This is a genomic window from Spirochaetales bacterium (assembly GCA_016930085.1).
Lineage (GTDB): Bacteria > Spirochaetota > Spirochaetia > SZUA-6 > JAFGRV01 > JAFGHO01.
Window position 1 is genome coordinate 1 of record JAFGHO010000132.1, and the last position, 10,669, is coordinate 10,669.

Here is a 10,669-nt window from a genome sequence, read left to right on the forward strand (position 1 = left end):
TATTGTCCACTACTCTTGCGAGTAGCAGATTTCTTGACTCATAACCCGCTCTTGTTTCTCCCTTCCCTCTATATTTCCAAAGATCAACATAGGTCATGAAAATATATAATCTCATTCCTACTTTATTCGCTATAGCAACTAAAATCTCTTTTGCATTCTCTACCCTTTAGAAAATTCAAAAGAGAAAATATAACGTATTGCTATCGTCGTGAAGATATAGTAATCGTTCCAAAATAAAATGTCAATAGCAGAAATAAAAAAAATTCAAATATTTTTTAATATTTCTTCTTTCTCTTCGATCTTTTTCTTGATATTCAGTATCTCCTGAATGATATCTTTTACCTCCTTTTGCTCATTCTTGATTGTATGTTCCTGTTTTTCAACAAAAATCTCATAAACGCGCGAACCAAGAAGAAGAAAATTTTTCTCAGCCTGTTTTTCAAGCTGGGATATTTCAAATTTAAGAATTCCTATCTCCCCAAGATCCTGTGCTTTTTCCTTTGCTTTATTCAACATCTCCTTGGATGCATCAATGCCGTCATTAATAATTTTCTGCATTCTATCCCAAAAACTCATAACGCTGTCTCCCTTTCTTTGTAAAATCGGTCAAGATACGTGTAACAATCATCTTTTTCACCGTCATGTAAAGAATATCAATTTTACTATGTTGTATCAAGATAAATTGTTCAAGATATACGGGCATATATGCTGATAATGAAAGCACCTCCTTCTTGACCTGTACTACCGTTTTCATTATTATTCACCATTATAGTATCACGCGGATAGAAAGAGGTGAGTGTTCAATTGGATGAAACCGCAGCCGGCTATATTAACTGTCAAACATGCGGCAGATATATACGCAAAGATGAAGCTTTAAACGATTCCTTTTGTTCTATTATTTGTTCGGAAAATTATACACGTTGTGAAGTGTGTGGTAATTACTTTCTCAAAAATGAAGGATTCGGAAAAAATATATGTTCTCAAGCCTGTGCCGTACAATATAAAATAGCAAAAACATATCAAAATGAAACCATTTCGATAAAATATAGAGAAAAGGAGTCAGAATGAAAATTATTTTTCTGGGGCCCCCGGGAGCCGGTAAGGGGACACTCTCAACCATGGTATGTCGGGATTTCGGCGTCGTTCAAATCTCTACCGGTGATATCTTCAGGGAAGCGATCGAAAAAGAGACCCCGCTGGGGAAAAGAATCAAGAAAATCGTCGAAAATGGCGAACTCGTTCCCGATGAACTGACCGTCTCTCTTGTAAAAGAAAGGCTTTCAGAGGAAGACGCCCGAACCGGATATATCCTCGATGGTTTCCCGCGAACGATACGGCAGGCGGAAGCCTTGCAGACATTCGAAAACATCACAATGGTCGTCAATCTCGATATCAAAAACGACCAGATCATTATCGAAAGGCTTTCCGGAAGAAGAATATGCGGCTCCTGTCACGCCATTTATCATATAAAAAATAACCCGCCGAAAATCGAAAACAAATGTGACCGGTGCGGAGAAGACCTCATCATCAGGGAAGATGACGAAATTCCCGCAATCAGGAACCGGCTCGAGATTTACAGAAAAAAAACGAAACCCCTTATCGATTTTTATGCAAACAGGGGAATACTTCATACGATCGATGCTTCGGGTACATCAGAAGAGGTCTACCGCGCATTTACCCGTCTGGCGGAGAAAGCCGACGGTTAGCCGGGAGAGGGACGCCCGCTAACGAGGGTTTCCTGAAGACGGATGACATTTCCCCGGATGTCTTTCAAGGCAACGATATTAATACGGTTTTTTCGCGGCAGCTATCGGTTTGATGCATTCCGTCTCGCAATGTATCTATGGTACCGAAAGCTTCCATCGCGGCAAAGGCGGTCAGCAGGAACATTTTTAAATGAGACATTTAACCCTCCAGGATATCGTGTGTCAATACGCCAGACACCCCTGAGAAATAAATTTTTGAGATAACCCGTAAAAAACTCCCGTCCATACCGGGCACCCTTATTGAATAAAGTTCCTTGCTTTTAGCATTTGCCCGATACGTTCTTTTTCAATTACATCGGGATCTTCGTAGAGTGTTTTCAGCTTTTCCACATCATTAAAGCCAAGATTCAGGACTTTTTCGAGTGCCTCCAATCCCTTTTCCGGGTCCATGACTTTTGTTAACAGAATGACCGCTTTTTCAAAAAGGGCATCCTTTAATTGGGGATTTACCAGAAGGGCCGCATCATATGCTTCCAAAGCGAGATCGTATCGCTTTAATTCATTGTATCCACGGGCACATGATATATACGCACCGCTGTCCGCAGGATTTTTCTGTATAAATCGTTCAAAATAATCAACGGCTTTTTCATATTCGTTCGATTCGAGATAGAGATTTCCGAGATTGTATAACGCATCGGTATCTTCCGGAGAATATTCCAGAAGCAGTAAAAAATACCGGATTGCATCATCCCGCTTCTCACGTTTCCATTGAATAATACCCGCGTTATACATGGCATACGTATTTTCAGGTGCTATTTCAAGAATATGCTCGAATACCCGTATGGCCTTTTCATTATCTCCTTTCCGGTGATACGCGAATCCGCTCATGGTAAGCACGTCAAGATTGTCGGGATCAGCTTTTAGAAGCTGTTCCAGTAATTCCCGGGCACTTTCAAATCGATCTGTCTTTATCAGCGCGAGTGCAAGATTATATTTTGCGCGGGAAAAATCCGGATTTAAATCCACCGCCCGCCGGTAAAGCTCGGCTGCTTTTTCAAAATTACCGAGATTGTAGTATTCATTTCCGAGTTTATAATACTCGTCCGAAAGTTCGGACCACCGAATACCTGACGCGCAGGAAAAACCGAGAAGCAATATCGGAATAAAAGCATAAAAAAGAAGTGATCTGATTCTTTTTATCATTGTTGTTCCGGATAACGTTTAACCGTTTATACTTGCATAAAATCGCGACACCAAAGCCGCCTTTATATAATTATTTTATTTTATGAAAAAGTAACCGGTCCTCCCTTATTCTCTCAAGAGGACCGGTATAATCGACACGATAACGAAGATGGTGCTTTCCGCCCTGTTATTTTGGCAGTTTTATAGTAAACCCGACAAATCCCTGCAAACCGCCGAATGCGATACCGGGTAGAAAGACGACCGTAGGAACGACTTCCAGAAAAACCTCCAAAGTCCCCTTCAGAAGGAATGCCTGTATCCCGATAGGAATTCTGCCGCCGATATACAGATCGGCGTCGCTTTCATTCGTCGAATCACCGCTTGCTATATAAATTTGGGCATACGCACCGACCCCGAAAAAAAGACTCAAGAAATCAATGAGGTGCATCGAATTGATAATTCTGTAATCCGCGCTTATATGGAGAAAATTAAGATTCCCCGTACCCATCAGATCCGCAAAAATATAACCGATTTTAATATCAAACGGTTCCGGCCTGATAATGACGACGGCTGTCGGATTTCCAAACTCAAGACCGACGCGAAGTGCAAAAAGCGAGGTAGCGCACATCATTGAAAGCAGAATAAAGAAAGAAACAAAGAATATCCTTTTCATATAGATACACACCTTTCCTTATGGTTTTACTATACATTGCATTTATACACTGAAATGACATCTCCTAGGGGAGTCGAACCCCTGCTGCCGGGATGAAAACCCGGTGTCCTAACCACTAGACGAAGGAGACACGTAAAACAGTAATAATCAAAAAATCATTATACTCATTTTACCGCTATAAATTTACAAACTTATGCTTTTTTGTCAAGCGGTATTTTGTGCTTTTTGGGCCGGCTACGCTAAATATTGACCGTTCGCAAACACTTTTTCAAGTGATTGATGAGCTTTCCATCGGTCTTTCTCATCTCCCGAACATCGCCGTTAATTCCTCTCTCACGTTATCGATCACCGTTCTGTAACGCTCGTCAAACTGGGCATACCCCTGCTTTAATACCTGCATATATTCAGGATCGGATTCGGAATTCAAATGAACCGGTGCCCCCAACTGTTTCGAGAGGGCTTCCTGTTTTTGCTTGAGACGAGGGGCATATTGCATATCGATATGCTCCTTGATCCTGACCTTTCCGTCGAGGTACTCCCTGAAAAAAGCGTCGAGTTGCTCGAAAAGTAATTTTACCTTTTTTGTATTATCAATAATCTTCAAAAATCCCGTTTCACAATGCTTAACTGTTTCCAGTGTCGTTTCATCCTGAGGAAGATGAAGATTTGCACAAAGCGCATCAAGCATTCCCTTTTTTACGAGCGCGATCTTGTCTTTTTCCATGTCCTTGAAACAGCCGTCAAGGGTCGCTTTTGGATCTTCCAGAAAAGCGGAAATTATTTTCTTTCCTTTTTTGATATATTCTTCAGACTCGAGCAATTTCCTGTCTCCCTCGATCCCCTTTGTTTTTTCCAAAGCGATCTCAATCGCAGATTTAATCTCTTTCATATTATTCCTTCCTTCATGATGGGCATTTGATAAAAATATGTTTGTCCGTTCGCCTTTCTTCCGGCACGACCTCAAATCGGATCGACGGTACGTCTCTTTACTTTTTCGCTATTCATGGATGGAGAAGACAATCTTATTATACGCATCTACCCAAAGATATGTCACCACCCCGATATTAAGAATCTCCATTTCCCCCGCTTCACCGTGCAACGTGATCGTCAAGGAAGGTTCTTTATTCAGTTCGAGCCGGGTGATATCATCTTGATCGATATAATCGGCCAGATTAATCCGAATCGATTCCGCATCTTCAGTATGGAAGGTGTAAAGCAAAGGATTTTTTTCATGCCGCTCCAAAGAAAAGACAAAATCAAGATCACCGTCTTCTTTATATTCGTAATATTTCGTCGTGCGACCGTCCTTTTGAGGCATACAGTACGCAACATCGATATCATTACCGCCGGACATTTCAATACCGTCGATATAATAATTCACCCCGTCTCCGGCCGGGCTGATGAGGGCGCACATAATTATTATCACCTGTACGGGTAATGTTACATCCATCATGTCGTCCCTCCTTTAAAAAGCCGAGTGAGGATGTCCAGCTCTTGGGCTCCCGCCCCGGGCAGACCTCACCGTCCCCTTATCCTCTCATTATAACCTAAAAAGATGAAAATGACCAGCTCAACTTTATTTATAAACGGTTGTTATCGGAAGAAAAAAACCGCCGCAACGGACGTTCTCCGTCAGATGAAGTTTTTACTCATACGATTCCAAAAACATCTGAATCCGTGATCACCGCATCGACTTTTTCATCATAACAGGAAACCGGGACTTCTTCTATCAGCTGCTCGGTAAAACATATCCCGCAAAAGCTGACATTGTCCTGTTTACTCACGCGGATCCTGCGGATGAACCGGTCATAGAACCCGCTTCCTCGCCCAAGCCGGGACAAATTCCTGTCAAAGGCCAAACCGGGGGTAAAAACGAGTATCCTGTTACGCTGCCGGGCACCGGAATCGATCACGGGGTATTCGGGATCCGGCTCGCGTATCCCATACCTGTTTATCACACACTCCGGGTCAATACACCCGATTTCATGAAATATGATTTCCCGTCCTGAAATACTGGGCACTCCCACCGTTTTTCCTGCATTGAGGCCCGCCTGTATGATGAACCCGGTTTCAACTTCTTCCTGCATGGATAAAAAAACCAGAATTGTATCGGCATTATTCCAGCATGGTGCATGCCTTGCTTTTTCCGAGATAATCCGGCTTTTTCTCTCCCTTATATCCTTTTTCATGCTTTTTAAAGCCGATCGCATTTCCTGCCGTAATTTTTTTTTAATCATGATCGTATCGCTCATTATCCGTTATGCAGTCTATTCCCCCCGGGGCCCAACCGTTTCCCCCGGGGCCCAACCGTTTCCCATGTCGTATGAGGCTTTCATTACTTCACCGATTTCAAATATTCACATATCTCTTTTTCAACAAAACACGGTGTTGAAGCCGAAGATATAACAAGTGCTTTTCTGTATTTTCCGGCCGGGATATGCGCCGCATCGACATCGTCTACCTTTTCGATAAAAAAAACATCTTTTTTTTCCTTTTTTAAGGTTTTGTAAAGATGAAAGGTATTTGAAGAAAGCCTGTCGCCGACAACAAAAGTGACATCCGTCTTTTTCTGGAGTTTACAGGAAGCGGCGGCTTTTCTAGACGTAACAGGACATATTGAATCGAACCACTCCTTTTTTCCCACCCATCCGAATCGACTATCGAGCTGCTTTACCGTGTTTTCAAAAAGGGACCTGTCTCCTGTTGTCTGAGAAACGATAAAGACATCGAGAGGGTTCCCGATTTTTTTTACGTGAGAAGGGATATCTCGTCGACAAAAAAGATCAAGATCCTCATCGGTTTCAATGATAGAGCTTTCCCGCGCATAGCTTTTCAATCCGATTATTTCCGGGTGCTTTCTTTTTCCCGTAATGATAATGTAAAATCCTCTATCCGAATAATCCTTTATTTTAAGCTGTACTTTTTTAACATTGCCGCAGGTCAAATCGATGACATCAAAGTGTTCATGCAACGCCGCTTCTATCCTCCTGTCGATGCCATGGGTGCGTATGGCAACTATCGAACCATGGTTTATTCCGGATATATCATCATCATTAACGGTGATGATGTTCTTTTCCTTCAAGAAACGGATATAGGAAAGATTGTTTATAAGATTCCCGATCGTGAAAATCTTTTCAGTCGGATGATCCTCTTTTACTTTTAAAATACGCTTTTCAGCCCTTTTTACGCCGGGGCAAAAACCCGAAAACGTCGGACAAAGAACTTCCATAACCATAATCTATCAAAGTAACCTGTAAAAAACAATGCCATGGATGAAAAAGTTGCCCGGTCCATGAAAATACGGCGGAAACGGCATGCAGCCGGGAAAGGCGATCGGGTCGATTGAAACATCGTCCGGTATGGGAGTATAGGTGAATCCCCTAGGACCTCATGGTATATCTTAAATTTAATTTAATGGTTTCTCTTATTGTCCAATTTCATATTATTTGTATTCTTATAGTTAGGATGAATCATATCGGTATAGATTCATAGTACAAGTATACACAAAGAGGTGGCGGCAACTATTGCGGGCTTGAGGGCAGAAGATGTGCAATCCAATAACGGGATATACTTTTACTGTCAGAGGCGGAGACGCTGCCGGATTACCCAATCCGGTGTTCCTGTCCCGAATTCCTTCCTCCGCCTCTGTTTTTAATAGTGCAATAGCGGGTATCAAGAAGGATCATCGCCCCGGCGTACAGCCGGGAGAGAGTGAAACGGGAAATGAATATGCCTGATACAAAAATCAAAACAATGATTACGCAGCATATCAGAAAAATTCCGAATGGCAGGTATTCCATTGTTTCCCTGAAATGGGAACCGGACAGACTTGTCCTCTGTGTCAAAGACGACAATAAAATATTCGATATTATCCAGGAGTTGTGGTCATCATGGCGAAACGAACTCGACAATGTCCGGATCATGATCAATGATAAAAAAGGAAATAATGTCATGCAGGCCACATTCGGAAAACAAAAAAAGTAATGCACCCGGTCACGGTTGCCCGGACAAGACATAATTTTTTTCATTACGTGCATTAATTATTTATAAAATAAAAAGATACGGAATAATCATACCTTAAGGCTTTTCCTGAAACCATTCCATCATCCCCTTATCGAATAATAAGAAATATCCTGATTGCACGATGCAGTATAAAATGGTTATGCTGTAAACAGATGTCAAACAGGAGGTGAAATATATGAATTATCTGGGCAATCTTAACGATTCGTCTACCATCATCGAGTTTGAATTGAAAAAACTTGCGTTGAATGGCATCCCCATTCTCCTCTATGACATAGACGATCATGAACTCAAGATTCATGTAAAAGACGACAGCAGGGTCATCGACATCGATTGGGCATTAAAACATCATTGTCCCGGGGCAATGAAAGAATTTACCGTCACCTATATCGTGGAAAAACAGTAAAACGTTAATAACACAGGGACTCCTCTAAAAACCTGCCGTGCAGGATTATAGAAGCGCCCATAAGGTTTTTTCTTAATTGAAAAACAAAAATTTCCTGATTGAATATTGTTTCGCATATTATTAGGTTGACATTGGATATCAATGGGAGGAGCAGATATGAAGAAAGAACAAAGACTCGCCGATTTCAAGGTAAAACTGATCTATGAGTTTAAAAAGCTTCATGACATCGGCATACATGTGATTTTATACAGCTGGGACGATAACAACCTCAATATCCATGTCAACAACGACGACATGCTCGAGGAGTTGGCCGATATTCTCAAAAAAAAATGTTCGGGAATTCTGAATGAAATCAGTATTGCGATCATAGGCAATACAAAAATACTAAAATTGTAAATCCGTATGCACCGCCATACTCACGTTGTCTCCTCTCCCTGATCGACACATGATACAGATCACGTTTTTGACGTTAATACACGCTTTGGGGTTAGCAAAATACTCCGGTAATATTTTCCTCCATTTTCCTAGGCAATATTCAATATTTCCCTTATTGCATATATTTTTACAGACATTATGCTCAAGGTATCCTTTTTTCCTTCTGACAAACCATAAAAGGAGGGGGCGGCGCCGATAAGACGTCAGTCCCCTCCCCCTCTTTTACCATAGTTTTTTCCGGATTTTCGGCGCACGCGATTCCACACGAATCTTTATCGTATAGCTTTTCACAGCCCGCCTATGGCGTGATACAACTCCCTCGTAACTTCGACATCCTGCATGGCATCGTGGAATTGAATCGTATCAATATCAATCCCGCAATGGGCCGCGACGGTCGACAGCTTGAAATCGGGAAGCCGGTCCCTTTCGGCGGCGAGAAGATACGCCCATACCGGCATAATATCGATCGACGGGGTAAAGAACCACGATCCGAAATAAGTGTCCCCGCACTTATAAAACCATGATCTGAGAAAGGGGACGTCAAATGCAAGAGAATTATATCCGACCAGGTGAAACTTGTCCTTTTTATCGAACTTGTCGATATAACGGGAAAAGACCGCAATCAGTTTTCCATGCACCGCAACGGGATCGATGTAGCGCCCGTCATTAATAAAAGCGTCGATCGCGACATTATTGATTCTGAGCGCCTCGGGGTCGATGATATCTGAGGCGAAAGGTTTTACATGAAAATTGAATTTTTCACATATATTCCGGTTTATTTCAATAATCCCTGCGATCTGGATAATTCCGTTTTTATTCGTATCCAGACCGGTCGTTTCGATGTCAATAAACAGGTACTTTTCCATATGTTGGCCCCTCATTCGGACAATTCGCGTCAAATTCTACTTGAAGGCATGGGGATTCAGGCCGTCCCATTCCGCCCGTCAGACCACCATTATACATAAAGCCGCCAGCAAGCAAAAGCATGGAAAAAGGATTTTTCATAGAAACTCATACCGAAAGGGAGTGAGTCCGATGACCGTTGCAGGGATGTACGGTCCTCGCATTTGTTTCGCTATGGTGATTTTCACTCAGTCCGACCGGATCTACCGATACCCGGCGTATCACATAACAGCACCTCAATGTATCAGGAATTCCCCGATATGGGGGGTATAATTTCCTGATTTACAGGCCGCATCCTGCAGCGTATGATAGGAAGGCAGCCATACTCATTTTCAAAGGTAAAGGAGGCAGCATGCCCGATACAGTTCCGATATGTTACATCGTCTCCGACCAACTCAGGGCCATGGTCAGGGACGGCCTGAATGTCCTTTTTTACAATATAAAAGACGAGGAAATAATCGTCTACATCGGTACCGCAGAACAGGGTCCGGTCGTCATGCAGCGTCTCGAAACAACGTGCGGAAAGCATCTCTCCGGGTACCACGTCAGCGTCCGGACGGCGGACAATGATGAAGTAGCGGGGGCGGTGTATATGAAAGACGGGAAAAAATGACTCAAGCAGCCCGACCAGGTATCTCTCCCGTTATTTTATACCTGATATATACCGATTTTTTACCCGGTATATACTAATATACATGGATTGATTTTATTTGATTACAACCATTGTACTACAGTATAATGCTACCACCTCTTAACGGGGGGGAGGAAGAAACAATGACAAAGAAGACGACGCTTAATAGTATAAAGGCTGAAGTATCTTTTCAGATACAGAAAATGGCTCTTCATGGAATAAAGATTGCCCTCTTTGACTGGGAGGACAATAATCTGAGAATCCATACCACAAATAATGAAGGTGTTGTAAAAATCGCCAACCTCATACAAAAACTATTTCCGGATTGGCTAAGCAAGATCAACATTTCCATATGTGGTGAAACGAAAGTGATGAAGCTTTAAAAACCTCCGCACTGGTATAATGTATGTATATTTTGTACCCACTTTATACCAGCTTAATACTTGTTTATTAATTTGCTTACACACAAAACTGTACACTATATTTTCATTGTAACGGTAAAGAGGGAGGGTAAAACCATGGTAAAGGAGCGAACGTACAATACATTAAAAGCGAGGATATCAAGCCATATCAGAAAAATGGCATATAATGGATTAAGAATTATACTTTATTCATGGAAGGGTGATGAATTATCAATTCATACTACCGAAGACGAAAATGTTTCAATAATCGCCTGTCAATTGATGGAGCGATTCCCGGAGTGTGTGGGTAAA

Annotated in this window: 15 protein-coding genes and 1 tRNA gene; 7 read left to right on the top strand and 9 right to left on the bottom strand. The window is 42.1% G+C overall.

The window, feature by feature from the left end; translation table 11 throughout:
* Positions 1-264: 264 nt before the first annotated feature.
* On the bottom strand, positions 265-576 hold the full coding sequence (locus tag JW881_21930; protein MBN1700187.1) for a hypothetical protein: 312 nt from the start codon (positions 574-576) through the stop codon (positions 265-267).
* Positions 577-1,064: 488 nt separating this feature from the next.
* Here JW881_21930 and JW881_21935 point away from each other — a divergent pair, with 488 nt between their 5' ends.
* Positions 1,065-1,706, top strand: coding sequence for an adenylate kinase (locus tag JW881_21935; GenBank protein MBN1700188.1), 642 nt, complete (start codon positions 1,065-1,067; stop codon positions 1,704-1,706).
* Between the two features lie 297 nt (positions 1,707-2,003).
* Here the strand turns inward: JW881_21935 and JW881_21940 are convergent, their stop codons facing one another.
* The 7 genes from JW881_21940 to JW881_21970 all read right to left on the bottom strand — a co-directional run bounded on the left by JW881_21940 (position 2,004) and on the right by JW881_21970 (position 6,796).
* A complete protein-coding gene (locus tag JW881_21940) occupies positions 2,004-2,909 on the bottom strand; it encodes a tetratricopeptide repeat protein (GenBank protein MBN1700189.1) in 906 nt (301 codons plus the stop codon).
* A 166-nt stretch (positions 2,910-3,075) separates the two neighbouring features.
* The gene (locus JW881_21945) at positions 3,076-3,561 is read right to left on the bottom strand and encodes a DUF3996 domain-containing protein (GenBank protein ID MBN1700190.1); all 486 of its coding nucleotides are present in this window, start codon (positions 3,559-3,561) and stop codon (positions 3,076-3,078) included.
* Between the two features lie 58 nt (positions 3,562-3,619).
* Positions 3,620-3,691: transfer RNA gene (locus tag JW881_21950), tRNA-Glu, on the bottom strand.
* A 171-nt stretch (positions 3,692-3,862) separates the two neighbouring features.
* Positions 3,863-4,450 (bottom strand): hypothetical protein, encoded by a 588-nt coding sequence (locus JW881_21955; protein ID MBN1700191.1) that lies wholly within the window; start codon positions 4,448-4,450, stop codon positions 3,863-3,865.
* A gap of 108 nt (positions 4,451-4,558) precedes the next feature.
* Complete coding sequence (locus JW881_21960) at positions 4,559-5,014, bottom strand: hypothetical protein (protein ID MBN1700192.1); 456 nt, start codon at positions 5,012-5,014, stop codon at positions 4,559-4,561.
* Between the two features lie 196 nt (positions 5,015-5,210).
* A complete protein-coding gene (locus tag JW881_21965; protein MBN1700193.1) occupies positions 5,211-5,798 on the bottom strand; it encodes a 5-formyltetrahydrofolate cyclo-ligase in 588 nt (195 codons plus the stop codon).
* Positions 5,799-5,896: 98 nt separating this feature from the next.
* Positions 5,897-6,796: a 4-hydroxy-3-methylbut-2-enyl diphosphate reductase gene (locus JW881_21970; GenBank protein MBN1700194.1), complete on the bottom strand. Its 900-nt coding sequence runs from the start codon at positions 6,794-6,796 to the stop codon at positions 5,897-5,899.
* A gap of 494 nt (positions 6,797-7,290) precedes the next feature.
* Here JW881_21970 and JW881_21975 point away from each other — a divergent pair, with 494 nt between their 5' ends.
* From JW881_21975 to JW881_21985, 3 genes are all read left to right on the top strand, one after another.
* The gene (locus JW881_21975) at positions 7,291-7,545 is read left to right on the top strand and encodes a hypothetical protein (protein ID MBN1700195.1); all 255 of its coding nucleotides are present in this window, start codon (positions 7,291-7,293) and stop codon (positions 7,543-7,545) included.
* 214 nt (positions 7,546-7,759) lie between these two features.
* Complete coding sequence (locus JW881_21980; GenBank protein ID MBN1700196.1) at positions 7,760-7,987, top strand: hypothetical protein; 228 nt, start codon at positions 7,760-7,762, stop codon at positions 7,985-7,987.
* A gap of 156 nt (positions 7,988-8,143) precedes the next feature.
* The gene (locus tag JW881_21985; GenBank protein ID MBN1700197.1) at positions 8,144-8,383 is read left to right on the top strand and encodes a hypothetical protein; all 240 of its coding nucleotides are present in this window, start codon (positions 8,144-8,146) and stop codon (positions 8,381-8,383) included.
* A 326-nt stretch (positions 8,384-8,709) separates the two neighbouring features.
* Here the strand turns inward: JW881_21985 and JW881_21990 are convergent, their stop codons facing one another.
* The gene (locus JW881_21990) at positions 8,710-9,288 is read right to left on the bottom strand and encodes a hypothetical protein (protein MBN1700198.1); all 579 of its coding nucleotides are present in this window, start codon (positions 9,286-9,288) and stop codon (positions 8,710-8,712) included.
* Positions 9,289-9,677: 389 nt separating this feature from the next.
* Between JW881_21990 and JW881_21995 the strand changes: the two genes are divergently transcribed.
* The 3 genes from JW881_21995 to JW881_22005 all read left to right on the top strand — a co-directional run.
* Entirely contained in the window at positions 9,678-9,938 is a 261-nt protein-coding gene (locus JW881_21995) for a hypothetical protein (protein ID MBN1700199.1), read from the top strand.
* Positions 9,939-10,099: 161 nt separating this feature from the next.
* Positions 10,100-10,339 carry a hypothetical protein gene (locus JW881_22000; protein ID MBN1700200.1) on the top strand — a complete coding sequence of 80 codons (240 nt, stop codon included), beginning with the start codon at positions 10,100-10,102 and terminating at the stop codon, positions 10,337-10,339.
* Between the two features lie 135 nt (positions 10,340-10,474).
* On the top strand, positions 10,475-10,669 hold a 195-nt coding region (locus JW881_22005), incomplete at its 3' end, for a hypothetical protein (GenBank protein ID MBN1700201.1).

What these genes read in the sequence shown, in the direction of transcription:
- JW881_21985 (MBN1700197.1), top strand. Translation starts at nt 8,144, where the DNA reads ATGAAGAAAGAACAAAGACTCGCCGATTTCAAGGTAAAACTGATCTAT.
- JW881_21975 (MBN1700195.1), top strand. Translation starts at nt 7,291, where the DNA reads ATGCCTGATACAAAAATCAAAACAATGATTACGCAGCATATCAGAAAA.
- JW881_21965 (MBN1700193.1), bottom strand. Translation starts at nt 5,798, where the DNA reads ATGATTAAAAAAAAATTACGGCAGGAAATGCGATCGGCTTTAAAAAGC.
- JW881_22000 (MBN1700200.1), top strand. Translation starts at nt 10,100, where the DNA reads ATGACAAAGAAGACGACGCTTAATAGTATAAAGGCTGAAGTATCTTTT.
- JW881_21930 (MBN1700187.1), bottom strand. Translation starts at nt 576, where the DNA reads ATGAGTTTTTGGGATAGAATGCAGAAAATTATTAATGACGGCATTGAT.
- JW881_21995 (MBN1700199.1), top strand. Translation starts at nt 9,678, where the DNA reads ATGCCCGATACAGTTCCGATATGTTACATCGTCTCCGACCAACTCAGG.
- JW881_21980 (MBN1700196.1), top strand. Translation starts at nt 7,760, where the DNA reads ATGAATTATCTGGGCAATCTTAACGATTCGTCTACCATCATCGAGTTT.
- JW881_21990 (MBN1700198.1), bottom strand. Translation starts at nt 9,288, where the DNA reads ATGGAAAAGTACCTGTTTATTGACATCGAAACGACCGGTCTGGATACG.
- JW881_21960 (MBN1700192.1), bottom strand. Translation starts at nt 5,014, where the DNA reads ATGATGGATGTAACATTACCCGTACAGGTGATAATAATTATGTGCGCC.
- JW881_21955 (MBN1700191.1), bottom strand. Translation starts at nt 4,450, where the DNA reads ATGAAAGAGATTAAATCTGCGATTGAGATCGCTTTGGAAAAAACAAAG.
- JW881_21940 (MBN1700189.1), bottom strand. Translation starts at nt 2,909, where the DNA reads ATGATAAAAAGAATCAGATCACTTCTTTTTTATGCTTTTATTCCGATA.
- JW881_21935 (MBN1700188.1), top strand. Translation starts at nt 1,065, where the DNA reads ATGAAAATTATTTTTCTGGGGCCCCCGGGAGCCGGTAAGGGGACACTC.
- JW881_21970 (MBN1700194.1), bottom strand. Translation starts at nt 6,796, where the DNA reads ATGGTTATGGAAGTTCTTTGTCCGACGTTTTCGGGTTTTTGCCCCGGC.
- JW881_21945 (MBN1700190.1), bottom strand. Translation starts at nt 3,561, where the DNA reads ATGAAAAGGATATTCTTTGTTTCTTTCTTTATTCTGCTTTCAATGATG.